Source organism: Pseudomonas sp. B21-017 (assembly GCF_024749245.1).
Lineage (GTDB): Bacteria > Pseudomonadota > Gammaproteobacteria > Pseudomonadales > Pseudomonadaceae > Aquipseudomonas.
The window spans coordinates 1,141,459-1,167,677 of record NZ_CP087194.1; the positions used below are offsets into that span (position 1 = coordinate 1,141,459).

The 26,219-nt window shown below is 60.4% G+C and carries 19 protein-coding genes and 3 pseudogenes; 14 read left to right on the forward strand and 8 right to left on the reverse strand.

Annotation, left to right across the window (positions count from 1 at the left end):
• Positions 1-69: 69 nt before the first annotated feature.
• Both LOY28_RS04995 and LOY28_RS05000 read right to left on the reverse strand, forming a co-directional pair.
• Positions 70-996, reverse strand: coding sequence for a TIGR02285 family protein (locus tag LOY28_RS04995; RefSeq protein ID WP_258613156.1), 927 nt, complete (start codon positions 994-996; stop codon positions 70-72).
• Positions 977-2,176, reverse strand: coding sequence for a CaiB/BaiF CoA-transferase family protein (locus LOY28_RS05000; protein WP_018926698.1), 1,200 nt, complete (start codon positions 2,174-2,176; stop codon positions 977-979). The genes LOY28_RS04995 and LOY28_RS05000 overlap by 20 nt, the downstream gene beginning before the upstream one ends.
• Before the next feature lie 149 nt (positions 2,177-2,325).
• On the opposite strand from LOY28_RS05000, the gene LOY28_RS05005 reads away from it, so the two are divergent.
• From LOY28_RS05005 to LOY28_RS05015, 3 genes are all read left to right on the forward strand, one after another.
• On the forward strand, positions 2,326-2,868 hold the full coding sequence (locus tag LOY28_RS05005) for a YaeQ family protein (protein WP_007940622.1): 543 nt from the start codon (positions 2,326-2,328) through the stop codon (positions 2,866-2,868).
• A gap of 67 nt (positions 2,869-2,935) precedes the next feature.
• Entirely contained in the window at positions 2,936-4,645 is a 1,710-nt protein-coding gene (gene recJ, locus LOY28_RS05010; protein ID WP_258613157.1) for a single-stranded-DNA-specific exonuclease RecJ, read from the forward strand.
• A 357-nt stretch (positions 4,646-5,002) separates the two neighbouring features.
• Positions 5,003-6,109: an NADH:flavin oxidoreductase/NADH oxidase gene (locus LOY28_RS05015; RefSeq protein ID WP_258613158.1), complete on the forward strand. Its 1,107-nt coding sequence runs from the start codon at positions 5,003-5,005 to the stop codon at positions 6,107-6,109.
• A gap of 73 nt (positions 6,110-6,182) precedes the next feature.
• On the opposite strand, the gene LOY28_RS05020 is transcribed toward LOY28_RS05015, so the two are convergent.
• Complete coding sequence (locus LOY28_RS05020; RefSeq protein ID WP_258613159.1) at positions 6,183-7,808, reverse strand: glucan biosynthesis protein D; 1,626 nt, start codon at positions 7,806-7,808, stop codon at positions 6,183-6,185.
• Positions 7,809-8,218: 410 nt separating this feature from the next.
• Between LOY28_RS05020 and LOY28_RS05025 the strand changes: the two genes are divergently transcribed.
• Positions 8,219-8,404 carry a hypothetical protein gene (locus tag LOY28_RS05025; protein WP_007940616.1) on the forward strand — a complete coding sequence of 62 codons (186 nt, stop codon included), beginning with the start codon at positions 8,219-8,221 and terminating at the stop codon, positions 8,402-8,404.
• An 88-nt stretch (positions 8,405-8,492) separates the two neighbouring features.
• Here the strand turns inward: LOY28_RS05025 and LOY28_RS05030 are convergent, their stop codons facing one another.
• The 5 genes from LOY28_RS05030 to ydcS form a co-directional block, all read right to left on the reverse strand.
• Positions 8,493-9,917 (reverse strand): gamma-aminobutyraldehyde dehydrogenase, encoded by a 1,425-nt coding sequence (locus tag LOY28_RS05030; protein WP_086946354.1) that lies wholly within the window; start codon positions 9,915-9,917, stop codon positions 8,493-8,495.
• An 80-nt stretch (positions 9,918-9,997) separates the two neighbouring features.
• Positions 9,998-10,822 carry an ABC transporter permease gene (locus LOY28_RS05035; RefSeq protein ID WP_258613160.1) on the reverse strand — a complete coding sequence of 275 codons (825 nt, stop codon included), beginning with the start codon at positions 10,820-10,822 and terminating at the stop codon, positions 9,998-10,000.
• Positions 10,812-11,756, reverse strand: a complete 945-nt coding sequence (locus LOY28_RS05040; RefSeq protein WP_258613161.1) for an ABC transporter permease — start codon at positions 11,754-11,756, stop codon at positions 10,812-10,814. The genes LOY28_RS05035 and LOY28_RS05040 overlap by 11 nt, the downstream gene beginning before the upstream one ends.
• A 1-nt stretch (position 11,757) precedes the next feature.
• A complete protein-coding gene (locus tag LOY28_RS05045; protein WP_258613162.1) occupies positions 11,758-12,795 on the reverse strand; it encodes an ABC transporter ATP-binding protein in 1,038 nt (345 codons plus the stop codon).
• Positions 12,796-12,950: 155 nt separating this feature from the next.
• Positions 12,951-14,102 (reverse strand): putative ABC transporter substrate-binding protein YdcS, encoded by a 1,152-nt coding sequence (gene ydcS / locus LOY28_RS05050; RefSeq protein ID WP_018926690.1) that lies wholly within the window; start codon positions 14,100-14,102, stop codon positions 12,951-12,953.
• Between the two features lie 325 nt (positions 14,103-14,427).
• Between ydcS and LOY28_RS05055 the strand changes: the two are divergent.
• The 10 genes and pseudogenes from LOY28_RS05055 to LOY28_RS05095 all read left to right on the forward strand — a co-directional run.
• Positions 14,428-14,550 (forward strand): annotated as a pseudogene (locus LOY28_RS05055) (DUF533 domain-containing protein); the annotation flags it as partial.
• A gap of 285 nt (positions 14,551-14,835) precedes the next feature.
• Complete coding sequence (locus LOY28_RS05060; protein ID WP_018926688.1) at positions 14,836-17,250, forward strand: hypothetical protein; 2,415 nt, start codon at positions 14,836-14,838, stop codon at positions 17,248-17,250.
• Between the two features lie 442 nt (positions 17,251-17,692).
• Positions 17,693-18,106: pseudogene (locus LOY28_RS30045) on the forward strand (MCP four helix bundle domain-containing protein); the annotation flags it as partial.
• Positions 18,080-19,255, forward strand: a pseudogene (locus tag LOY28_RS05065) (methyl-accepting chemotaxis protein); the annotation flags it as partial. The pseudogenes LOY28_RS30045 and LOY28_RS05065, both read left to right, overlap by 27 nt.
• Positions 19,255-19,791, forward strand: coding sequence for a chemotaxis protein CheW (locus LOY28_RS05070; protein WP_026346089.1), 537 nt, complete (start codon positions 19,255-19,257; stop codon positions 19,789-19,791). The pseudogene LOY28_RS05065 and the gene LOY28_RS05070, both read left to right, overlap by 1 nt.
• Positions 19,788-21,062 (forward strand): protein-glutamate O-methyltransferase CheR, encoded by a 1,275-nt coding sequence (locus LOY28_RS05075; protein ID WP_019651833.1) that lies wholly within the window; start codon positions 19,788-19,790, stop codon positions 21,060-21,062. The genes LOY28_RS05070 and LOY28_RS05075 overlap by 4 nt, the downstream gene beginning before the upstream one ends.
• A complete protein-coding gene (locus LOY28_RS05080; RefSeq protein ID WP_258613163.1) occupies positions 21,059-21,742 on the forward strand; it encodes a chemotaxis protein CheW in 684 nt (227 codons plus the stop codon). Before LOY28_RS05075 ends, LOY28_RS05080 begins: the two co-directional genes overlap by 4 nt.
• Positions 21,739-24,048, forward strand: a complete 2,310-nt coding sequence (locus tag LOY28_RS05085) for a hybrid sensor histidine kinase/response regulator (RefSeq protein WP_258613164.1) — start codon at positions 21,739-21,741, stop codon at positions 24,046-24,048. Before LOY28_RS05080 ends, LOY28_RS05085 begins: the two co-directional genes overlap by 4 nt.
• Positions 24,045-25,055 (forward strand): chemotaxis response regulator protein-glutamate methylesterase, encoded by a 1,011-nt coding sequence (locus LOY28_RS05090; protein WP_258613165.1) that lies wholly within the window; start codon positions 24,045-24,047, stop codon positions 25,053-25,055. The genes LOY28_RS05085 and LOY28_RS05090 overlap by 4 nt, the downstream gene beginning before the upstream one ends.
• Positions 25,056-25,103: 48 nt before the next feature.
• Entirely contained in the window at positions 25,104-26,105 is a 1,002-nt protein-coding gene (locus tag LOY28_RS05095) for a PleD family two-component system response regulator (protein WP_018926681.1), read from the forward strand.
• Positions 26,106-26,219 lie beyond the last annotated feature (114 nt).

The following is a 26,219-nucleotide window of genomic DNA, read 5'->3' on the forward strand; positions in this document are numbered from 1 at the left end:
GTAATACAGGCCACGTTTAACCCCGAGTTGTCTCCCCACTTCTCGGGGTTTCTTTTTGCCTGCGATTTGTCATTGCGTGGCCTGATGCTCGAAAAAGGCCTTGGTTTCTTCCAGGTAATTCTTGCGTCTTTGCGGGTCGAGCCAGTCGGCATACAACGGGTCCAGGTGCTCGCGGGGCAGGGCGCGCAATAGTCGGTTGATTTCACTGATCGCCTGTCGACCCTGGGGCGTATTCGAGCAACCGATGTACACGGGCATGTAGTTGCCCGTGCCTTTGACCGGGTAGAACTCCAGTTGCTCATCGGCCAGGTTTTCCTGATGGGCCTGATAGCGGATTTCCGGCCAGTAACCCAATACCACCTGCAAACGCCCCAAGCGTTGCATCTGCAGCAGGCTGCCGAGGGCGTCATTGCCATAGTGGGGCGTCAGCGCGCCGGCTGGCGCCTGTTGCAGCAGTGTGTCGAGGAACTCACCGTAACGGCGCTCGGCGATCACACCGACTTTCTGTCGACCGCTGGCCAACAGGGCCGCCAGATCGACTTCACCGTTGGAAAGAAACGGCTCCAGCACCGACCGATCTTCACGTCGGATCACCAGCCCATTGCTGACCACCCGGAAGGCCGGAATGGAATACGTGATCCACTGTTCGCGCTCCCTGCTCCAGACCAGCGAGGGGTCGCAGGTAAAGGATTCTTCGTGAAGCATCTGTATGCCGCGGGCGCGATTGACCCGTATCAGGGTGTGTTCGTACTGCGGCATACCGGCGATCAGCAGGGGCATCAATTGGTCAATGACGCCCTGGCCTTTTTTCGGGCCTTCGAAGATCGTCAGTGGCGGCAGGTCGCGCAACAGCCAGAACAAATGCTCCTTAGGTTGCGCCAGGGCCGGGGATATCAGGCCCGACAACAGCCCGAGCGCCGCCAGCAGACGCCCGATGCCGGCGTAATCGAGGACAGATGAAAGCAGGCGATTCAGCTTAGATGGCCCCGTCTTCACGCAGTCGTGCGATCTGTGCCGGGTCGTAGCCCAGATCGTGGAGGACTTGCGCATTGTGTTCACCCAACTGCGGCCCGACCCATTCCGAGGTGCCGGGTGTCTCGGAAAGCTTCGGTACGATGCCGGGCATCTTGAAGTCCTTGCCGTCGGGCAGCTTGGCTTGCAGGAACATTTCCCGGGCCAGGTATTGCGGATCGCTGAACATGTCTTCGGCGCTGAAGATCCGGCTGGCGGGAACGTCGGCCTGGTTCAATTGCTCGATCACCGCGTCCAGTGGCAGTGAGTTGACCCAGCGATCGATCACCCCGTAAATCTCGTCGCGACGGCTGTCACGCCCGTCGTTGCTGGCCAGCACTGGGTCGTTGGCCAGATCCTCGCGGCCGATGATCAGCATGAATCGCTTGAAGATCGCATCGCCGTTGGCGCCGATCTGCACGTGTTTGCCATCGGCGCTGGTGTGGATGGAGGAGGGTGTGATGCCCGGCATGATGTTGCCGGTGCGTTCGCGGATGAAGCCGAACACATCGAACTCCGGGACCATGCTTTCCATCATGGCGAAGATCGCTTCATACAGCGCCACGTCCACCACTTGCCCCAAACCGCCGTTGACCTCGCGATGACGCAAGGCCATCAGTGCGCCGATCACGCCCCAGAGCGCGGCAATCGAGTCGCCGATGGAAATCCCGGTGCGCACTGGCGGCCGGTCCTCGAACCCGGTGATGTAGCGCAGGCCGCCCATGGACTCACCGACCGCACCGAAGCCCGGCTGATCTTTCATGGGGCCGGTCTGGCCAAAGCCCGAGAGCCGCACCATCACCAGTTTCGGGTTCAGTGCGTGCAAGACTTCCCAGCCCAGGCCGAGCTTTTCCAGCACGCCGGGGCGAAAATTCTCGATCAGGATGTCCGCTTCACTGAGCAGCTGTTTCAGGATCGCCAGGCCATCGGGGTGTTTCAGGTTCAGGGTCAGGGATTTCTTGTTGCGCGCCTGAACGAACCACCACAGCGAGGTGCCTTCATACAACTTGCGCCATTTGCGCAACGGATCACCGCCGTCCGGTGACTCGATCTTGATCACTTCGGCGCCGAATTCGCCGCAAATACGCGAGGCAAACGGCCCGGCAATCAACGTACCCAATTCGATGACTTTCAGACCCGAGAGCGGTTTATTGGAGAACGGCATGCGAAATCCTGTAGGACAAAGGCTGAGCGAATACAGCGTTTTATCATAGGCCGACATCCATCGCCCAAAGTTGATTCGCCTTCAATTCGTTGATTGCCCTCTTGCATCGGTTAGACTTGCCGCCTTTCCCCGTATCAAGAAGCCCGTTCATGGCCCAGCCGTCCACGACCTACAAGTTTGAACTGAACCTCACCGACCTCGACCGCAGCGTCTACGAGAACGTGAAGCAGACCATCGCCCGTCACCCTTCGGAAACCGAAGAGCGCATGACCGTGCGGCTGCTGGCCTACGCCTTCTGGTACAACGAGCAGCTGTCTTTTGGCCGCGGTCTGTCAGACGTGGATGAGCCGGCGCTGTGGGAAAAGAGCCTGGACGACCGTGTCCTGCACTGGATCGAAGTCGGCCAGCCAGACGCCGACCGCCTGACCTGGTGCTCGCGCCGCACCGAACGCACCAGCCTGCTGGCCTACGGCAGCCTGCGTGTCTGGGAAGGCAAAGTGATCCCGGCGATCAAGACCCTGAAAAACGTCAACATCGCCGCCGTGCCCCAGGAAGTGCTGGAAACCCTGGCCAAGGACATGCCGCGCGTTATCAAGTGGGACGTGATGATCAGCGAAGGAACGATTTTCGTCACCGACGACCGTGGTCAGCACGAAGTCCAGTTGCAATGGCTGGCCGGCGAACGCGGCTGATTATTCGCCGCTTGGCCGCGTCCCCCCGGTTTTATCCTACGTATTCAAGAGAAGCACCTGTCACCCCATGCGCATCGAACCTCGCCTGTTGCCCGACACCCTGCCATTCCTCGGTGATATTCCACCGCTGTTGACCCGCCTTTACGCGGCGCGGGGCGTGCAGTCCGAGGCTGAACTGGACAAGAGCCTGGCGCGGCTGATTCCGTTCCAGCAGCTCAAAGGCATCGAGGCGGCGGTGGATTTGCTGGTAACGGCGCTGGAGCAGCGTCAGCGGATTCTGATCGTTGGCGACTTCGACGCCGATGGCGCGACGGCCAGTACCGTGGGCATGTTGGGGTTACGCCTGTTGGGCGCGGCGCATGTCGACTATCTGGTGCCGAACCGCTTCGAGTACGGCTACGGCCTTACCCCGGAAATCGTCGAAGTGGCGCTGACCCGCGAGCCGCAGTTACTGATCACCGTGGACAACGGCATTTCCAGCGTCGAAGGCGTGGCAGCGGCGAAAAAGGCCGGGCTCAAGGTGCTGGTCACCGATCACCACTTGCCCGGCGACGAGCTGCCGTTGGCCGATGCCATCGTCAATCCGAACCAGCCGGGTTGCGAATTCCCGAGCAAAGCCCTGGCCGGTGTCGGGGTGATTTTCTATGTACTGATGGCCCTGCGTGCGCGTTTGCGCAGCCTGGGCTGGTACGAGAGCAAGGCGCAGCCGAACATTGGCGAATTGCTCGACCTGGTGGCGCTGGGCAGCGTCGCCGACGTGGTGCCGCTGGATGCCAACAACCGGATTCTGGTGCATCAGGGCCTGGAGCGAATTCGCGCCGGGCGCGCGCGGCCGGGGATCAAGGCGATCCTTGAAGTGGCCAAGCGTGATCATTCGCGCATCACCTCCACTGACCTGGGCTTTATCCTCGGCCCGCGTCTGAACGCGGCAGGGCGGCTGGATGACATGAGCCTGGGCATCGAGTGCCTGCTCACCGAAGACGCTGGCGCCGCCCGTGAAATGGCGGCTCAGCTGGATGGCATGAACCAGGACCGTAAATCCATCGAGCAGGGCATGCAGCGCGAGGCGCTGGCCCAACTCAAGGATCTGCCGGTGGAATCGATGCCGTTCGGCCTGTGCCTGTTCGATCCCGAGTGGCACCAGGGCGTCATCGGTATCCTCGCGTCGCGTATGAAAGAGCGCTATTTCCGTCCGACCATTGCCTTTGCCGATGCCGGCGATGGCCTGCTCAAGGGCTCGGGGCGTTCGGTTCAGGGCTTTCACATTCGCGATGCCTTGAGCGTGGTCGCGGCGCAACATCCGAACCTGATCAGCAAATACGGCGGCCACGCCATGGCGGCCGGCCTGACCTTGCCGGAAGCGAATTTTCCGTTGTTCGCGCAAGCCTTCGACGCCGAAGTGCGCAGGCAAATGCGCGAAGAAGACCTGACCGGGCGACTGCTGTCGGACGGCACCCTGGCGGTCGAGGAGTTTCACCTGGAACTGGCCCGCGCCCTGCGCCACGCCGGACCTTGGGGGCAACACTTTCCGGAGCCGTTGTTTCACGGGGTGTTCCAGTTGGTCGAGCAACGAGTCGTTGGCGAGCGGCACCTCAAAGTGGTGCTCAAGAGTGAATGCGGCTCGGTGAAGCTGGATGGCATCGCCTTCGGGATCGACCGGGACATCTGGCCGAATCCGACCATCAAGTGGGTCGAATTGGCCTATAAACTCGACCTCAACGAGTTTCGTGGGAACGAGACAGTGCAGTTGATGATTGCCCACATCGAACCGCGATAACGGCACGATGCTTTTGTGGCGAGGGAGCTTGCTCCCGCTGGGCCGCGAAGCGGTCCTAAACCTTTAAACGCTTTTTTCCTGTGGTACCGCGTCGGTTGGTTGACGACTGCTGCGCAGCCGAGCGGGAGCAAGCTCCCTCGCCACAGGTATCGCCCGGACCTCAAATTGGCGGTGTTTCATTTCTTGAACCCTCCCTGATCCCGCGATGTCGACTAGGCTCTAAGCACTGCTTGATTATCCTTGTGACGTCTTGTCGAATTTTTTGCCCGCGGGGGCGGGTGCTGCACCTTTTTCCTGTCACTCGTCGACTATTCAAACAGAACCCTGGAGCCTGCCCACTGATTTGAGAGGTGCCCCATGAGTCTGCTGCTTGAACCCTATACCCTTCGTCAATTGACCCTGCTTAACCGCATCGCGGTGTCACCGATGTGCCAGTACTCCAGCGTCGATGGGCTGGCCAATGACTGGCATCTGGTCCATCTCGGCAGCCGCGCGATCGGCGGCGCGGGTCTGGTATTCACCGAAGCCACGGCGGTCACCGCCGATGGGCGTATCACCGCCCAGGACCTTGGTCTCTGGAACGATCAACAGATCGACCCCTTGCAACGTATTACGCGCTTCATTGCCGCTCAGGGCGCCGTTGCCGGCATCCAGCTGGCCCACGCCGGGCGCAAGGCCAGCACGCATCGGCCGTGGCTGGGCAAGCATGGCAGCGTCAAGCCGGAAGATGGCGGCTGGATCCCGGTCGGCCCTTCGCCGATCGCTTTCGACCCCCAGCACACCCCACCCAAGCAGCTTAATGAAAGTGAGATCGCCGAGGTCGTCCAGGCTTTCGTCGATTCGGCCAAACGGGCGTTGATCGCCGGTTTCAAAGTGGTCGAAGTGCACGCCGCCCATGGGTATCTGCTGCATCAATTTCTTTCGCCCTTGAGCAATCAACGGCGCGATCAGTACGGTGGCTCATTCGAGAATCGTATTCGGCTGGTGCTGCAAGTCACCGAAGCGGTGCGGGCCGTGTGGCCTGAAGAGTTACCGGTGTTTGTGCGGGTATCGGCCACTGACTGGGTGGAAGACGGTTGGAACCCCGACGAAACCGTGGAGCTGGCGCGACGTTTGAAAGATCTGGGTGTGGACCTGATCGACGTTTCGTCGGGCGGTACGGCGGTAAATGCCGAGATTCCTACAGGGCCCGGTTATCAGACCCGATTTGCTGAGCGGGTACGTAAAGAGTCGGGCATTGCCACCGGCACGGTAGGCATGATCACCGAGCCAGCCCAGGCCGAGCATATTCTGCGTACCTGTCAGGCCGACATCATCTTCCTCGCCCGGGAGTTGTTGCGTGATCCGTATTGGCCGCTGCATGCCGATGACGATCTGGGTGGGCACAAGGCGATCTGGCCGGCGCAATACCAACGGGCCACCCATCGTGACCAGCCGATTCATGAATCGGATTTGCGTGACTGAGGGCCGCTGTAAAAACGAAAAGCCCCGGTCGGGTTGACCGGGGCTTTTTAACGCCAAAAGATCGCAGCCTATATCAGGTGTACTTGCGCTTATCCGGCGCCGGCGGGAAATACTGGTACAGCCAGGTTTCACTCAACGTGCGGTCATTGGTGCGAATGAACAACCGCAGCTCCACCGGCGCCACGCTGTCATTGGTCGGGTACCAGTCAAAGGTGATTCGGTAGCCCTTTATGTCATCGAGCACCAGCACGTTGAAATCCTTCACCTGACCGTTCGAGCAGGTCACCACCGGTTCGATCCCCGCGCCTTCGGGCAAGCGGTCCAACCCGCCGCCGGTGAAGTCCACGGCAAAGCGGCGTGCCCAGACTTCAGGATAATGCTCACCCGGTGCCCAGCCTTCGACAAAGCCGCCCATGCCCGAACGGGTCGCGTTGACCCGTGCCAGCGGCGTACCCGTCGGTGGCAAGGCGCTCCAGTAGAGCTTGTAGCCGTAGTTCAGGGAGTCACCGGCGGCGACCGGTTTCTTCGGCGTCCAGAACGCGACGATGTTGTCCAGGGTTTCGCCGGTCGTAGGAATTTCCAGCAAATCGATAGAGCCTTCGCCCCACGCGGTTGTAGGTTCTACCCACAGGCTCGGGCGCTTGCTGTACCAGTCGACGGTGTCCTGATAACTGTCGAATTCATGGTCGGTCTGCACCAGGCCAAAGCCTTTCGGGTCGGTGTCGGCGAAGGCGTTGAATTGCAGGGTGGCCGGGTTGTTCAGCGGACGGCAGATCCACTCGCCGTTGCCACGCCACATGGCCAGGCGATCGGAGTCGTGGATTTGCGGGTGAATGGTGTCGCACATACGGCGTTCGTGGGTGCCGCAGCTGAACATGCTGGTCATCGGTGCGATGCCCAGTTGCTCGATGGCGGTGCGGGCATTGACGTGGGCGTCGACTTCCATCACCACGCGCTCGGCCTGGCAATCGATGTCAAAACGGTAGGCCCCGGTGGCGCTTGGCGAATCGAGCAGGGCGTACACCACGAATCGGGTGCTGTCCTTGTCCGGTGTCTCGAACCAGAACTTGGTGAAGTCCGGGAATTCTTCACGCTTCTTGGCGTAGGTGTCGATTGCCAGGCCGCGGGCCGACAAACCGTACTGGCCGGTGGCGTCTACCGCACGGAAATAGCTGGCGCCGAGGAACGACAAGACGTCGTGCTGATCCAGCTCCGGGGCCTTGAACAGCTTGAACCCGGAAAATCCCAGGTCGCCCTTGAGCTGCTGGGTATCGACGGTGGTTTTTTCATAATTGAACAGCGACGGGCGGAAATGCACCTCGCGCGCCAGTCGAGTCTTGGGATCGACGCTGTACATGCGCACCGGCTGCTTGAAACCCATGCCGACGTGGAAGAACTGCACGTCCAGCTGACCTTTCAGATCCTTCCACAGCGAGTGATTGCCGTCGTAGCGGATCGCGTTGAAGTTCTGCGGCGTCATGGTTGCCAGCGTCGGCGGCAGCACCTGTTTGGTGTCCTGATACGGCTTGCCGGCGAGCTGTTTGGCCTGGCTCTTCAGCGCTTCGAAGTCGAACGCCTGGGCGTCGCCATCGGCAGTGCCACTGCTGGCCCAGGCGTTTGCGGCCAGCAGGCCGGTGGCCGAGAGACCGGTGTAAGCCGCGATGGCCATGGACGCTTTGAGCAAATTCCTGCGATGCATAAGTACAACCTGTCGTGAACAATCCCGCGCCGTTCCTGGCACGTGCTGGATCAGAAATAGCGGTTCGGACATGCCTTGGCCAAACACAACGGACTGTAAAGAGATGCCAAATAGCTTAAACCGTTCGATTACAGAGCAAAAATGATTGATAGCACCGCGACAGCGCGGCAATGAAACAAGACATGTCAGGTAACGTTTCTCACAGCGTTTTCTGATTTATAGGGCATATCTGCTTTTTTCGACTAATTACTCTAAAAACCGCTTTTCAGCGCCGATTTAATTTCTATTCTATGGGCATGACCGGTTTCGGCCCTTCAGGCCGGTGGGTTCAGTGCACACAAGACGGCCGCTGAAAGTGATAGGGCGATGCGGTTTTGCAGTTTTCTTTGACGTATAGAAGGACATCGTCCATGTCGAAAGTACAAGGCATCACTGAAATGTTAGGACTCTTTCCCTGCCTGGCCACCGGGCGGCGAAGGCGTCGTCTCAGTTCGGAGGAGTTGAAGTTGGTGGAGCGCTATCGCGAGCTGTCGGAGAGTGACCGGATTGCGATGCGCTATCTGGTGGATGCGATGAGGAGTGTTTCGCGGTTTTGAGGTGTAAAGGATTTGTCCGTTGAGCAAAGGATCGCGGCTTGCGGCAGCGCTTACAGGAGAACTGCCGCAGGCCGCGATCCTTTCGTTTTTAATGCTTGAACATCACATGCCGCACAACCGTGTAATCCTCCAACCCATACATGGACATGTCCTTGCCATAACCGGACAGTTTCTGACCACCGTGCGGCATTTCGCTGACCAGCATGAAGTGGGTGTTCACCCAGGTGCAGCCGTACTGCAGGCGCGCAGACAGGCGATGGGCGCGGCCGACGTCCGAGGTCCAGACCGACGACGCCAGGCCGTAGTCCGAGTCGTTGGCCCAGGCCAGCGCCTGCGCTTCATCGGTGAATTTGGTTACCGATACCACCGGCCCGAACACTTCGCGGCGCACGATCTCGTCGTCCTGTTGTGCGTCGGCCAGCACCGTCGGTTCAAAGAAGAAGCCATTGCCTTCCACTGGCTTGCCGCCGGTGATCAACCGAATGTGCGGTTGCGCCATGGCCCGCTCGACAAACCCGGTTACGCGGTCACGATGTTGCGCGCTGATCAATGGGCCCAGCTCCGTCGATGGATCATCTTGCAAGCCGTACTTGAGGCTGCTGACCGCGGCGCCGAGCTTCTCGACGAAGGTGTCGTAGATGCCTGCCTGAGCGTAGATGCGGCAAGCGGCAGTGCAGTCCTGGCCGGCGTTGTAAAAACCGAAGGTGCGAATGCCTTCCACGGCGGCGTCGATGTCGGCATCGTCGAAGATGATCACCGGCGCCTTGCCGCCCAGTTCCATGTGCATGCGTTTGACGCTGCCGGCGGTGCTGGAAATGATGTTCGAGCCGGTAGCGATGGAGCCGGTCAGCGACACCATGCGCACTTTCGGGTGGGTGACCAGTGGGGTGCCAACGGAAGGACCACGACCGAACACCAGGTTAAGCACACCCGCCGGGAAAATCTCCGACGCCAGTTCTGCCAGGCGCAGGGCGGTCAGCGGGGTTTGTTCCGACGGCTTGAGCACCACGGTATTACCGGCGGCCAGGGCTGGGGCGACTTTCCAGGCGAGCATCATCAGCGGGTAGTTCCATGGCGCGATGGAGGCAATCACGCCGACCGGGTCGCGGCGGATCATCGAGGTGTGGCCGTGCAAGTATTCACCCCCCAGCGCACCGCTCATGCAACGGCTGGCCCCGGCGAAGAATCGGAACACGTCGGCAATCGCCGGGATCTCGTCGTTCAGCGCGGCGCTGTAGGGTTTGCCGCAGTTGTCCGACTCCAGTTTGGCCAGCTCTTCGCCATGGGCTTCGATGATGTCGGCGAGTTTGAGCAGCAACAGCGAGCGTTCTTTCGGCGTGGTTTGCGACCAGCCTTCGAAGGCGCTATCGGCGGCGCGCACGGCGGCGTCGACCTGGGCTTCGCTGGCTTCGTTGATTTCCACCAGTACACGACCGAGGGCCGGGTTGAACACGGCTTGGGCGGGGCCGTCGCCGGCGACCAGTTGGCCATTGATCAAGAGTTTGGTTTGCATGGCTTTGTCCTCCGAAGCTGTTGTTTTCTTTTTGTGGGAACTGGCCCCTGCTCCCACAGGATCCGGTTTCCAGTGGTCAGTTATTTTCCGCCGCTACCGGCGACACTCTCGCCACCACGGGTCAGGTAATACGCGCCGAGAATCGGCAACATGGTCACCATCATGACCAGCATCGCTACGACGTTGGTCACCGGCACGTCCCGAGGGCGGCTGAGCTGGTTGAGCAGCCACAACGGCAAGGTGCGTTCGTGGCCGGCGGTGAAGGTGGTGACGATGATTTCGTCGAACGACAGGGCGAACGCCAGCATGCCACCGGCCAGCAATGCCGAGCCGAGGTTCGGCAGGACGATGTAGCGGAAGGTCTGCCAGCCGTCGGCGCCGAGGTCCATCGACGCTTCGATCAAACTGTAGGACGTGCGGCGCAATCGGGCGATGACATTGTTGTAGACGATCACCACGCAGAAAGTCGCATGACCGATCACGATGGTGAACACCCCCGGCTCGATCTCCAAGGTCTTGAAAGTCGCCAGCAGCGCGATCCCGGTGATGATCCCCGGCAGGGCAATCGGCAGGATCAGCATCAGCGAGATGCCTTGCTTGCCGAAAAAGTCCCGCCGGTACAGCGCCGCCGAGGCGAGGGTGCCGAGGATCAGCGCAATCAGGGTGGCGATGGCGGCGATCTGCAGCGACAGCTTGATCGCCTCCAGTACGTCGGGCCGCGAGAACGCCACGGCGATCCACTTCAGGGTGAAGCCCTTGGGCGGAAAGCTGAACGCCGCGTCTTCGGTGTTGAAGGCATAGAGGAAGATGATCAGGATCGGAAAATGCAAGAACAGCAACCCGCCCCAGGCGGCGATGCGCAGGCCCAGGGATGCCCGGTCTTGAGCGGAAGCGTCAGAGCGCATCGAAAGCCCCCAGGCGTTTGACGATGGACAGGTAAATGGCGATCAGCACGATCGGCACCAGCGTGAAGGCCGCCGCCATCGGCATGTTGCCGATCGCCCCTTGCTGGGCGTAGACCATGCTGCCGACGAAGTAGCCCGGCGGGCCCACCAGTTGCGGCACGATGAAGTCGCCCAGGGTCAGTGAAAAGGTGAAAATCGAACCGGCCGCGATCCCCGGAATCGACAGCGGCAGAATCACTTGCATGAAGGTCTGACGCGGCTTGGCGCCCAGATCCGCCGAAGCTTGCAGCAAGGACGGCGGCAGGCGTTCCAGTGACGCCTGGATCGGCAGGATCATGAACGGCAGCCAAATATAGACAAACACCATGAACCGCCCCAGGTGCGAGGTCGACAGGGTGCTGCCACCCACTCCCGGCATCCCGAGTACGAACTGCAACACCGGCTCCAGGTTCAGGTACTGAACGAACCACTGGGCCACGCCGCCCTTGGCCAGCAGCAAGGTCCAGGCATAGGCTTTGACGATGTAACTGGCCCACATCGGCATCATCACCGCGATGTAGAAAAACGCCTTGATGTTGCCGCTGGTGTAGCGCGCCATGTAGTAGGCGATCGGGAAGGCCACGATTGCACTGGCGATCGACACGACGATGGCCATGCTCAGGGTGCGCAGGATGATGTCGAAGTTCGATGGCTGGAACAGCGCTGCGAAGTTCGCCAGGGTCAGGTCGGGGGTGACCGTCATGGTGAAGTCATCGAAGGTGTAGAAGCCTTGCCACAGCAGAGTCAGCAGCGAGCCGAGGTAGATCGCGCCAAACCACAGCAACGGCGGCACCAGCAGCAGCGACAGATACAGGTTCGGCCGCCGGTACAGCAGGTTGGAAAACCGGCGCAGCGGCGAGCCGTTGGCCGGGGGGCGAGAGATCACACTGTCCATCTCATACCCCGCCTACAACATTGTCGTGCAGCGGGATCATCGCCTCGCGCGCCCAGCGAGCGCTGATGCGTTGCCCGGGCTGATGTTGCGCACTGACGTCCAGCCACTGGACGTTGGCCTGGCTGATGTTCAGGGTCTGGCCGTTTTCCAGTTTCAGTTCATAGCGGGTGGAGCTGCCTTGATACTGGATGTCGTGGAGCAGGCCGCTGACTTCTATTTCATGGCTGGCCAGCGGCCCTTCGGCGAAACGCACATGTTCCGGGCGGATCGAAAACGGCTGAGGATTGCCGCTCAACTGCCGGGCCAGATCACCGCGTATTACATTGGACGTGCCGACGAATTCGGCGACGAAGGTGGTTGTCGGTTTCATATAGAGGTGGCGCGGCGTGTCGACCTGTTCGATGCGTCCTTTGTTGAACACCGCCACGCGGTCGGACATCGACAACGCTTCGGTCTGGTCGTGGGTGACGAAGATAAAGGTGATGCCTAGCTGGCGTTGCAGCTTCTTCAGTTCGCCTTGCATTTGCTCGCGTAGCTTCAAGTCGAGGGCGCCCAAGGGTTCATCGAGCAACAACACACGAGGGCGATTGACCAATGCGCGGGCCAGGGCCACCCGTTGGCGTTGGCCGCCCGACAGCTGCACCGGTTTGCGCTCGCCGTAGCCGTTGAGGGCGACCATGTCGAGGGCTTCTTCGGCGCGTTTGTGGCGTTCGGTCTTGCCGACGCCTTTGACTTTCAAACCGTAGGCGACGTTGTCGAGTACGTTCATGTGCGGGAACAGCGCGTAATCCTGGAACACGGTGTTCACGTCGCGCTGATACGGCGGCAGCCCGGCGGCTTCGGCGCCATGGATGCGGATGGAGCCGGTGCTCGGCTGTTCGAAACCGGCGATCAGGCGCAGGCAGGTGGTTTTACCCGAACCAGAAGGGCCCAGCAGGGAAAAGAACTCGCCGTCCTGGATGTCGATGGAAACCCGGTCAACGGCCTTCACCTCACCGAACTGACGGGAAACGTTGGTGAACTGGACTGCAAGCGTCATGGATACGGTGCTCCCAAAAAGCCGGGGCCCATCACAGCGGCTCCTGCCTGGACTTCTGAAAAAGCTGAATCGGTGTGCTTTTTTAGCTGGAATGCTCACTGTGGCGAGGGGGCAAGCCCCCTCGCCATAAAGCTCCCTCGCCACAAGGGGGTGTATTACCTGCCTCCCATAATCGCGATGTAGTCCTGGGTCCAGCGGCTATAAGGCACGTACTTGCCACCCTCAGCCTGCGGGGTTTTCCAGAAGGCGATCTTGTCGAACTGGTCGAAACCGTTGGTTTTGCACCCCTCGGCCCCCAACAGTTCGCTTGCCTTGCACGCCGCCGGAACCGCCGGCAGCGAGCCGAACCAGGCGGACACATCGCCCTGGACCTTCGGCGTCAGCGACCAGTCCATCCACTTATAGGCACAGTTCGGGTGCTTGGCTTCGGCGTGCATCATGGTGGTGTCGGCCCACCCGGTGGCGCCTTCTTTGGGGATGGTCGAGGCGACTGGCTGTTTCTCGTTCATCAGGCCGTTGACCTGATACGGCCAGGAACTGGAAGCCACCACGCCTTCGTTCTTGAAGTCACTCATCTGCACGGTGGTGTCGTGCCAGTAGCGGTGGATCAACTTTTGCTGGGCGCGCAGCAGGTCGAGAACGGCCTTGTACTGTTTTTCGTCGAGCAGGTAAGGGTCCTTGATGCCCAGTTCCGGCTTGGCGGTTTTCAGGTACAGCGCCGCGTCCGCGATGTAGATCGGGCCGTCATATGCCTGCACGCGGCCCTTGTTGGATTTGCCGTCGGGCAGCTTCTGCTCTTCGAGTATCACGCTCCAACTGGTCGGCGGCTGTTTGAACACGTTGGTGTTGTACATGAGCACATTCGGCCCCCATTGGTACGGGGTGCCATAGGTTTGCTTGTCGACCACGTACCACGGCCCATCCTTCAGGCGCGGATCGAGATTCTTCCAGTTGGGGATCAATGCGGTGTTGATCGGCTGGACGCGCTTGCCGGCGATCAAGCGCAGGGAGGCATCGCCGGACGCCGTCACCAGGTCGTAACCGCCCTTGGCCATCAGGCTGACCATCTCATCGGACGTACCGGCCGTCTTGACGTTGACCTTGCAGCCGGTTTCCTTCTCGAAAGCGCTGACCCAGTCGTAGGCCTTGTCGCTTTCGCCCCGTTCGATATAGCCGGGCCAGGCAACGATATCCAGCTGACCTTCGCCGGCACCGACGGCTTTCAGCGGTTCGGCGGCCTGCAGGCTGGCGCTGGCCAGAAGCGCCGTGGCGATTGCACTGAGCAGTGCGGTCTTGTGTTCGAACATGGGGTTTCCCTCTTCTTTAATTAGGGTCGGGACAGCGTTGAACGGGGTAGTTCGCCACGAGTGGCTTGTTATTAGCGTAGTGCGCTTTGTGGGAGGCTGACCGAGGCCGGGCTGTGTCATGGGTTTATCCAGACTAGTGCCCGATGTCACGGTCGACAAATCCCCGGGGCTGCATTCGATGAAATAGATTGTGTGGGTGCGTTACCGACTGTTTATCGAGATATGAGCAACATCTGGAAGCACTCTCGCGAAGAGGAACCGGGCACTTTCAATCCAGGCTGGTGGCCTTAATGATCCGGTTAACCCGATTTCGTGGAGGCGGTAAATGAATACCCGTGGATTGCTCGATCAACTGCTCAGGTCCGGTCGGGATCTGTTGCAGAACAAGGCCGGTGGCACGCAGAACAAATCATCCAGCGGTGGGTTGGGCGGTTTGCTCGGCGGCAGTTGAAGCTGGAGCCGGGGTTGAAGGCCGAGTTGGAGACGCAGGTGCGGCAGGCTTTTATGTAAACGTAAGCAGCACCTTTAACGATCCTCAAACAAAACCCGCCACCTCTTGTTGAGGTGGCGGGTTTTGTTGTTTCAGCACTTTTTTCGGATGCCGTTCCGATTTACCGTTTGTCTGGAATAGACCTTTACCTGTTATTTCTGACAGTAGCCAAATCTACGGCTCAATGGCCTGATGTCGCTTATCAGGCCGCTGTTCGCGACCAGCAGACAAGGAGCGTATGTGATGGGTGACGATCTCTCGATGACAGCTGAAAATAATGTCCTGCAAGATTATTCACCGTCTATTCCGGGGGCTACAGCGGATGTCAAAAGCGAAAACTCTGGTGCGGGGAAACCTCTGGTCGGTGTTCCCCTCAGGCTGACCGAGAGCGGGAGGCTTCGTGTTGTCGTTGATCCCCCTATCGATCAGCCAGGCAACCCTGTTACGGCAGTCATTCTTTTTCTCAATGGGGTGAAAGTTGATGTCGAGGCTGAGATTGATGAGCAACTTCGGCGCAGTTTTTGGGTGCCTAAAGCACTACTGCGTGAGGGGCTTCAGCGGTTCACTTATTCAGTAACGCGTCTGAGTGGTAATAGCAGTGAGTCAGCGGCGCTCTTTTGTGAATACAGTCAGCATCGCCCTGCCGGGAGGGACGTCGACCCTCGCGATAACTACCACGACGGCCTGGGTATCGAAGTGCCAGAAGACATTGGGCCAAATGAAGTCAAGAAGGGTGTTTGGGTCACTGTTTCTTACCTTTTCATGAAGCTCCACGATGTCATCACTCTCAAGTGCAATGGGGTTGAAGTCAGACGCGTGGTCGGTGTTTCGGACGATCCACAAGAACCGGATGTGGTCGGCAGCCCTATCAAGATTCGGGTCAGCAAGGACGTGTTCGAAGAGGCCGGGAGTCATCCGGCTTTCCTGTTTGTGTACACGGTCAGGGATCAGTTGGAAAACTACACTGAAAGATCTCTCTGGTCCAAGGGGGTTGAGCGGGACATTGACCTTATGGAGAAACAACTGGCGGGGCCGGACTTGATTGAAGACCCCAATGACGAGAGCGACGACGCTGACACCATCGACCCCGTCAAAGTGAACAGAACACAGTTTCTCCATGCACGGGTACACGCGTTCAAAGGGCTTTTTGAAGCCAAGGATGTTATCCAGGGCAATTATGTTTGCGTGCCACTTACAGGTTCGTCGGTGACAGATAATCCGCAGGTGACTGTCGGCAGAGTGCCATCGACTTATTTGTTGAAAATACCCGCGAGCAAGGTTTTCCCGGGCGGGCAGGTACAAATGACTTGCGAACTGATCAGAAACGGCATGGTGATCGCCAGCTCCTATAACACCAAAGCGCGTGTGCTCAGGGGAGGCGAGGGTGTTTTGCCTGTGCCGACGGTACAAGTGGTCGAGGGCGGTGTTCTTTCACCGGGTAAAAACCTCGAAGGCGCCAACGGGCGTGTCGAGCTGATCGGGTTTCTTCCGGGAGATCAGGCCAAACTGGTGGTCAAGGGCGCGTCGGGCGCAGGGTCACCCAAGTTTGGATTTAAGCCGTTCAATTCCAACTCACGGGCCAACTTCAAGCTCGACACAAAATTCATCAGTGCCAATATCGGGCGCCAAGTCGAATTCTCATGGACTCTGCTGCGCAACGGCAACGAGACCGTCTCCGAGTCATTGATTGTCACCGTAGAAAAGTACAAAGAACAGGATCCGAACTTTCCGGCGCCTGAAGTTGCAGAGGCGAATGGGCGCGATTTGGATACCCGTTCGTTCGTCGGGGATGCTCATGTTGCGGTCGTGCCCTGGTCATTTATCGATATCGGCCAACCGTATACGCTGGATGCCAGCGGAACCGACAGCAATGGCAACTCCGTCACGATCCCGATTACCAGTGGAAAAGAAACAACGGCGACGGAGGTAGAAAAGGGCTTGCAAATACCTTTGTTGCGTCAAAAACTGCTGAAACTCAGGAACGGCAGTGAGCTGACGATTCGGGCAAAAGTCGACCTGCACCCCAACGAAAACGAACAGACGATCGTGACCTTCCCGCTGCAAAGTTACGCGGTCACTACCCTGGCACTGCAGACGCCGAATATCACGTCACTGAAGGACAGCAAGGGGGAGATCAAAGAAGGGGGCTACACCACCGATATTCGCGTCACCGTGACAGTCGCGTCGAGTCCGAAACTTGAAGTGCAGATTCTGGATGGCAAAACGTCTGTCAGCAGGCAGTTTGCCAATGACCAGGGTATTTCGACCCATACCGTCACGGGGCTGGGTTTGACGAGCCATCGTCTTGTGGCCAGAACTGTTTACGGGCCTCAGCCGGAGTCTGCCCCTCGTACGTTTACAGTGCTGGCTCCGTTAAAAGCTCCAACCATCTCTTACGTTCTGTTTCAAGGAAGTTACGTTCCTTCGGGGGGTAACGCGAATAATTGGGTCACGTTCTTCGGTACTTGCGATGCTCGTCCCTATGCGCGAACAGTATTACTGACTACTGAGGCAGGTGGTGGATACCAGTTTGGCATACCGGCCAATCATACGACCTGGAATCAACTCGCCTGGTTTGGTCGCGGATATCGCTACCACCGTTTGGTCGATATCGAGTCGAATCTGTCCTCTAACGTCCATGCCGTTAACTGGCAGTGAGCGTCAGCGGCTTTAACGGGGCGCAGCTTTTCGGAAGCTCCTTCAGATCGCGTTTATCCGTTAGGAACGGGTGCACGCGATCGGCATAGGAGCTGCCGAAGGCTGCGATCTTTTTGCTTACAAACGACGCCGTCCTGGAGGCTGCGTCGGTGGCGAAGGGGGCTTGCCCCATTAGGTGGCGAAGCCGCCCCAAAATTTACAGATGCGGTTATTCAGACAAACCGCATTGGCCGGGTTTGCGACTGCTGCGCAGCCGAACGGGGGCAAGCCCCTCGCCACAAATGTTCGTCAGGAACCGCCTTATCGTTCTTCGCGAGCAAGCCCGCTCCCACAGACCCTCGGCTATACTCCCCCGCAATTTGACCCGCACCGAGGACTGACTGTGAAGAACTGGACGTTGCGCCAACGCATTTTGGCGAGCTTTGCGGTAATTATCGCAATCATGCTGCTGATGGTTGTGGTGTCTTTTTCTCGGCTGATGAAGATCGACGCCGGCGCAGAATCGGTTCGCACCGATGCGGTCCCGGGGGTGTATTACAGTTCGATGATCCGCGGTGCGTGGGTCGACAGTTTTAACCTCACCCAACAGCTTGTCGGCCTTTCCGGGCATCGTGAAATGACCGTCGCCGACCAGACCATGTACAAAAGTTTCGAAGAGCGCTTGAACGAGCAAATAGCCAACTACCGTAAAACCATTTTCACGGAGGACGATCGGGCTCTGTTCGAGGAGTTCGAAGTGCGTCATCAGCTCTACAACAAAGAGATGAACAACGTTATCGATCTCTATCAGCGCAAAGAGTACGACCAGGCGGTGCTTGCCCTGGAGCAAAAACTGACGCCGGCCTGGGTCAATGGGCGCATGCAATTGAACAGCCTTCTTGAAAATAATCACGCCCTGGCTGAACAATCCACGCTGGCCATCAGTGACGCGGTGACGGCCGCCAAAATCAGCATGGGCGTCTCTTTGCTGGTGGCAATCATCGCCGCCGGCCTCTGCGGCCTGCTGCTGATGCGCGCGATCATGGCGCCGATGAATCGCATTGTGGATATCCTCGAAGTCATGCGCACCGGCGATCTCAGCAGTCGCCTGAATCTGGATCGCAAGGACGAGTTCGGCGCGGTGGAAACCGGGTTCAACGACATGATGACCGAGCTCACCTCGTTGGTGTCCCAGGCCCAGCGTTCCTCGGTGCAGGTCACCACGTCGGTCACCGAAATCGCCGCGACCTCCAAGCAGCAACAGGCCACCGCCACCGAAACCGCGGCCACCACCACCGAAATCGGTGCGACATCCCGTGAAATTGCCGCCACCTCGCGCGACCTGGTGCGCACCATGACCGAAGTCTCCACCGCCGCCGACCAGGCTTCGGTGCTGGCCGGTTCTGGTCAGCAAGGCCTGGCGCGCATGGAAGACACCATGCACTCGGTGATGGGCGCGGCAGATCTGGTGAATGCCAAACTGGCGATCCTCAATGAGAAGGCCGGCAACATCAACCAAGTGGTGGTGACCATCGTCAAAGTCGCCGACCAGACCAACCTGTTGTCCCTGAACGCCGCGATCGAAGCCGAGAAGGCCGGCGAGTATGGTCGCGGGTTTGCCGTGGTCGCCACCGAAGTGCGACGTCTGGCAGACCAGACCGCCGTGGCCACCTACGACATCGAGCAGATGGTGCGCGAGATCCAGTCGGCGGTGTCGGCCGGGGTCATGGGCATGGACAAGTTCTCTGAGGAAGTGCGCCGCGGCATGTCCGAGGTGCAGCAGGTGGGCGAGCAGCTGTCGCAGATCATTCATCAGGTTCAGGCGCTGGCGCCGCGGGTGTTGATGGTCAACGAAGGCATGCAGGCTCAGGCCACCGGCGCCGAGCAGATCAACCACGCGCTGGTGCAGTTGGGCGATGCCAGCAGCCAGACGGTTGAGTCCTTGCGCCAGGCCAGTTTCGCCATCGACGAACTGAGCCAGGTGGCCGTGGGGCTGCGTGGCGGTGTCTCGCGATTCAAAGTCTGATGAGCGAACTTACGGCCAGGCGCGGCGTGGCGATGCCGACGAAGCAGTCGTTGTTTCTGGTGTTCCGCATCGGCAATGAGCGCTACGCCTTGCAGGCCATTGAGGTGGCTGAAGTACTGCCGCAACTGCCGTTGAAGCCCATTCCCCGGGCGCCGGACTGGGTGGCGGGGGTGTTCGCCTATCGTGGCGCGGTGGTGCCGGTGATCGACCTCAGCGCGCTGACGTTTGGCCAACCGGCCCAGGCCCGCACCAGCACGCGGCTGGTGTTGGTGCACTATCGGCCGGATGAGGCGAGGCCTGCGCAATTGCTCGGGCTGATTCTGGAGCAGGTCACCGACACGTTGCGCTGCAACCCGGCGGACTTTCAGCCTTATGGCCTGGACAATCGCCAGGCGCCGTACCTCGGCCCGGTGCGCGAAGATGCCCAGGGGCTGCTGCAATGGGTGCGGGTTGCCGATTTACTGGATGCACAGGTTCGCGCCTTATTGTTTCCCTCGCCGCCGCTGGACCTGGCGCAGTTTGAGGAGCAGGGATGAGCAGCGATCAACGGTTTTTCGATTTCCTCAAGGAACGTATCGGCCTGGATGTCGGCTCGGTCGGCCCGGCGATCATCGAGCGTGCGGTGCGCCAGCGCATCACGGCGGTTCGGGCGCTGACGGCCGATGAGTATTGGCACACGTTGTTGGGTTCGCGTGACGAACAGCAGGCGCTGATTGAAGCGGTGATCGTCCCCGAAACCTGGTTTTTCCGTTACCCGGAATCCTTCGCCACGCTGGCGAAACTGGCGGCCAAGCGGCTGGCAGCGATCAACAACATGCGCGCCCTGCGGATTCTCAGCTTGCCGTGTTCTACCGGCGAAGAACCGTACTCGATCGCCATGGCATTGCTTGATGCCGGGCTGGCGCCGCACCAGTTCAAGGTCGACGGCATGGACGTCAGCCCGCTGTCGGTGGAAAAGGCCAGGCTCGCGCTGTACGGCAAGAATTCGTTTCGTGGCCAGGACCTCGAGTTTCGCGAGCGCCATTTCACCGCTGAACACGATAACTATCGCCTCAGCGGGCGCGTGCTTGAACAAGTGCGTTTACAGGTCGGTAACCTGCTGGATCCGACCTTGCTGGTCAACGAGCCGCCCTATGACTTCGTGTTCTGTCGCAACCTGCTGATTTATTTCGACCAGCCGACCCAGCAGCAAGTGTTCGAAGTGCTCAAGCGTCTGACTCACATCGACGGCGTGCTGTTTATCGGCCCGGCCGAGGGCAGTCTGCTCGGCCGTTTCGGCATGCGCTCGATCGGTATACCGCAGTCGTTTGCCTTCAGTCGCCAGAGCGCGCTCGAGCCGCTTGCGACCTTCGCGCCGATGTCGCTGCCCGTGCAGCAACCGTTGCGCAGCATGACTCCGCCGCCTGTGCGCAGTCGGCCTTTTGCGACGGTCGTGCCGATGCCTCGGGCTGCCGCCATCCCTTCGGCCACTTCTTCGGACGCCGCCACGCTGTTGGCGAATATCGCCGCGCTGGCCAATGAAGGCAAAAGTGCCGAGGCCCGCGCCGCGTGCGAAAGTTATTTGCGCAGTCACGAACCGGTGGCCCAAGTGTTCTATTGGCTGGGGCTGCTCAGCGATGTCGCCGGCAGTGCCCTGGAGGCCCAGGGGTTTTATCGCAAGGCGTTGTACCTCGAACCGCAACACCCCGACGCGTTGATGCACCTGGCTGCCTTGCTGCAATCCCAGGGCGACACGGCGGGTGCCAGACGATTGCAGGCCCGCGCCGCCCGCAGCGAGCGCGCCGCTGACAGTGAGCGTAAACGATGAACGCCTCCGACACCTTGAACGTCACCCATGAAGATGCACAGGCCATCGACGACTGCTGGAATCGCATCGGTATCCACGGCGACCAGTCCTGCCCGCTGCTGAACGAGCACATTCATTGCCGCAATTGCGCGGTGTATTCGGCTGCCGCCACGCGCTTGCTCGACCGCTACGCCTTGCAGCAGGATGACCGTGGGCAAATCTCCACGGTGGCCGAGAGCGAGGTGAAAACCCGTTCGCTGCTGATGTTTCGCCTCGGCGAAGAGTGGCTGGGCCTGGCCACTCGCAGCCTGGTCGAAGTGGCGCCACTGCAAGCGATCCATTCCTTGCCGCACCAGCGTTCCCGGGCATTGCTCGGCGTGGCGAATGTGCGCGGTGCCTTGGTGGCGTGCCTGTCTTTGGTGGAGCTGTTGGGGCTCGACGACACCAGTAGTGTGGCGCCCGGCGCGCGGGTAACGCCGCGGATGCTGATCATCGCCGCCCACGGCGGGCCGGTGGTGGTGCCGGTGGACGAAGTGGACGGGATTCACGCCATCGACGAGCGCATTCTCGATGCCGCGTCCCAGTCCGGCACCCAGGCCAGCGCCAAATACACCCGCGGAGTCTTGCCATTCAAAGGTCGCAGCCTGCGTTGGCTGGATGAAGAGCAGCTGCTGTCTGCCGTGACCCGGAGCCTCACATGACCCCCGACCAAATGCGTGACGCCTCTTTGCTGGAGCTGTTCAGCCTGGAAGCCGAGGCCCAGACCCTGGTGCTGAGCGCCGGTCTGCTGGCGCTGGAGCGCGATCCGACCCAGGCCGATTACCTCGAGTCGTGCATGCGCGCGGCCCATTCGCTCAAGGGCGCGGCGCGAATTGTCGGCGTCGATGCCGGGGTCAGTGTTGCCCATGTGATGGAGGATTACCTGGTCAGCGCCCAGGAAGGGCGCCTGTACCTGCGACCCGAACACATTGATGCGCTGTTGCAGGGCACCGATCTGCTGATGCGGATTGCGACGCCGAACAATGCTCCGGCGCCTGCGGATATCGACGCTTATGTCGTCTTGATGGGACGGCTGCTTGAACACATGGCGACGGTTGCCCCCATCGCGCTGCCGATGGCAGAACCTCAGCTCGAACCGCCGACACCCAGGGTCGAGCCGCCCGGTCGTGCTGCCGAAACACCCGTCGACACACTCATTGAAACACCCCAGGCAGAGCCCGCCGAGCCTGCGTCCAAGACCAAGCGCACCACCGACACTGGCGAGCGTGTATTGCGCGTCACGGCCGAGCGCTTGAACAGCCTGCTCGACCTGTCGAGTAAATCCCTGGTGGAAACCCAGCGCCTCAAGCCGCACCTGGCCACCATGCAGCGCCTTAAACGCATGCAGAGCAATGGCCTGCGGGCGCTGGAAAGCCTCAACGTTCATCTCAAGGACCATGCCTTGAGCCTCGAAGCCCAGGAAGCCTTGGGCGATGCCCGCCGATTGCTGGCCGAGTCCCAGCAATTACTGGTGGAAAAAAACGCCGAACTGGACGAGTTCGCCTGGCACGCCAGTCAGCGCGCACAGGTGTTGTATGACACCGCGCTGGCCTGTCGCATGCGGCCGTTCGCCGACGTGCTGAGCGGTCAAGTGCGCATGGTCCGCGATCTTGGGCGCAACCTTGGCAAACAGGTGCGGCTGGAGATCGAGGGCGACAAGACTCAAGTCGACCGCGACGTACTGGAAAAACTCGAAGCGCCGCTGACGCACCTGCTGCGCAATGCGGTGGATCACGGTATCGAAACCCCGGAACAGCGGCGCTTGGCCGGCAAACCGGAGGAAGGCGTGATCCGTTTGCGAGCCTCCCATCAGGCCGGTCTGCTGGTGCTGGAACTGAGCGATGATGGCAATGGCGTCGACCTGGAAAAGGTCCGCCGCACGATCGTCGAGCGGCAGTTATCCCCAGCCGAGACTGCCGCGCAATTGAGCGAAGAAGAGCTGCTGACGTTCCTGTTTCTGCCGGGTTTCAGCCTGCGCGACACGGTCACCGAAGTCTCCGGGCGCGGCGTCGGGCTGGATGCGGTTCAGCACATGGTCCGGCAGTTGCGCGGCGCCGTGGTGCTGGAGCAGACAGCGGGCGCGGGCAGTCGTTTCCATCTTGAAGTGCCGCAGACGCTGTCGGTGGTGCGCAGCCTGGTGGTGGAAGTCGGTGACGAGGCGTATGCCTTCCCGCTGGCGCACATCGAGCGCATGTGCGACCTGGAGCCGGAAGACATCATGCAGGTCGAAGGCCGGCAGCACTTTTGGTACGAAGGCCGGCATGTCGGGCTGGTCGCCGCCAGTCAGCTGTTGCATCGGCCGGCGAGCCAGAACAGCGCGCAGACCCTCAAAGTCGTGGTCATCCGCGAGCGCGAGGCGATCTACGGGGTGGCGGTCGAGCGGTTTATCGGCGAGCGGACGCTGGTGGTGCTGCCGCTGGACGAGCGTCTGGGCAAGGTACAGGACATTTCCGCCGGGGCTTTGCTCGACGACGGCTCGGTGGTGCTGATCGTCGACGTCGAAGACATGCTGCGTTCGGTGGACAAACTGCTCAATACCGGGCGTCTGGAGCGCATTGCCCGGAACGCCAATCAGGCTGTTGAAGCCGCGCGTAAACGGATTCTGGTGGTGGACGATTCGCTGACCGTTCGTGAGTTGCAGCGCAAGTTGCTGCTCAATCGCGGCTACGACGTCGCCGTGGCGGTGGACGGTATGGATGGCTGGAATGCCCTGCGTTCGGAGGATTTCGATCTGCTGATCACCGACATCGACATGCCGCGCATGGACGGCATCGAGCTGGTGTCTTTATTGCGTCGCGACAATCGCCTGCAGTCGCTGCCGGTGATGGTGGTGTCCTACAAGGACCGCGAAGAAGACCGTCGCCGTGGACTGGACGCCGGCGCCGACTATTATCTAGCCAAGGCCAGTTTTCATGATGACGCCTTACTGGATGCGGTCGTTGAGCTCATTGGAGGGGCGCGCACATGAAAATCGCCATCGTCAACGACATGCCCATGGCGGTAGAGGCTTTGCGCCGCGCCCTGGCGTTCGAACCGGCGCACGAGGTGGTCTGGGTCGCCAGCAACGGGGCGGAGGCGGTGCAACGTTGCGCCGAATACACTCCGGATCTGATCCTGATGGATTTGATCATGCCATTGATGGACGGCGTGGAAGCGACCCGGCGGATCATGGCCGAGACCCCGTGCGCGATCGTCATCGTCACCGTCGACCGCCAGCAGAACGTGCACCGGGTGTTCGAAGCCATGGGCTACGGCGCGCTTGATGTGGTCGATACCCCGGCGCTGGGCGCTGGTAACCCTCAGGAAGCCGCTGCGCCGCTGCTGCGCAAGATCCTCAATATTGGCTGGTTGATCGGTGACCACAGCAATCGGGAGCGATCGACACCGAGCCCGCACCGCAACTCGGCCTCGCGCCAGCACCTGGTGGCGATCGGTTCATCCGCTGGCGGGCCGGCGGCGCTGGAAGTGCTGCTCAAGGGCCTGCCCCGGGATTTTTCGGCGGCCATCGTGCTGGTCCAGCATGTGGATCAGGTGTTCGCCGCCGGCATGGCCGAATGGCTTGCCAGCGCCAGCGGCCTGGACGTGCGCCTGGCCCAGGAAGGCGAACCGCCGCAAAGCGGCACGATCCTGCTGGCCGGTACCAATCATCACATCCGCTTGCTGAAAAACGGCACGCTGGCCTACACCGCCGAACCGGTCAACGAGATCTATCGGCCTTCGATCGATGTGTTTTTCGAGAGTGTGGCCAATTACTGGAGCGGTGATGCCGTGGGCGTTCTACTGACCGGTATGGGGCGTGACGGCGCCCAGGGGCTTAAACTCATGCGCCAACAGGGCTACCTGACCATCGCTCAGGACCAGAACAGCAGTGCCGTGTACGGAATGCCCAAGGCGGCCGCAGCCATCGACGCTGCCGTGGAAATCCGTCCACTGGACAAGATAGCGCCACGTTTGCTGGAGATTTTCCAAAAATGACTATCATTAGCAGCAATCGTGGCCCAAGCAGTACTCAGGTGACCGCACATGAATGAATTACAGCTCGACGACTTCAAAACCGACGAAAACGCCGCCATGGTGTTGTTGGTGGACGATCAGGCGATGATCGGCGAGGCGGTGCGCCGTGGTCTGTCGAACGAAGAAAACATCGACTTCCACTTCTGCGCCGACCCGCACCAGGCCATCGCCCAGGCGATCCGCATCAAGCCGACGGTGATCCTTCAGGACCTGGTCATGCCCGGCCTCGACGGCCTGAGCCTGGTGCGCGAATACCGTAATCACCCGGCGACCAAGGATATTCCGATCATTGTCCTGTCGACCAAGGAAGACCCGCTGATCAAGAGCGCGGCGTTTGCCGCCGGGGCCAACGATTACCTGGTCAAGCTGCCGGACAACATCGAACTGGTGGCGCGTATCCGCTATCACTCGCGCTCCTACATGACCCTGCTGCAGCGTGACGCGGCGTACCGTGCGTTGCGGGTCAGCCAGCAACAGTTGCTCGACACCAACCTGGTGCTGCAACGCTTGATGAACTCCGACGGTCTGACCGGGCTGTCGAACCGCCGGCATTTCGACGAATACCTGGAACTGGAGTGGCGGCGTTCGTTGCGTGATCAGACGCAATTGTCGTTGCTGATGATCGATGTCGACTATTTCAAGTCCTACAACGACAGTTTTGGCCACCTCGAAGGCGATGAAGCCCTGCGCAAAGTCGCCACGGCCATTCGCGACGCCAGCGCCAGGCCATCGGACCTGCCGGCCCGTTACGGCGGCGAAGAGTTCGTCCTGGTCTTGCCCAACACCTCGCCGGGCGGTGCGCGGCTGGTGGCGGAAAAACTGCGCCAGACCGTGGTCGGATTGAAGATCCCGCACGTTTTCCCGACCGAAGGTTCGTGCCTGACCATCAGCATCGGCCTGTCGACCGTGATCCCGCAGCCGGGCAGCGACTGCCGGCAATTGATCTTGGCGGCGGACAAGGGGCTGTACCTGGCGAAGAACAATGGGCGCAACCAGGTGGGAATTGAGTAACCCGCTGACTGTAGCGCTGTCGCAGCTGCCGAGCCCGCGAGGCTGCGTTCGAGGACGAAGTCCTCGCAAGTCCTGTGTATGCGGTTTGCCTGAATGACCGCGTTGTCTGACTTT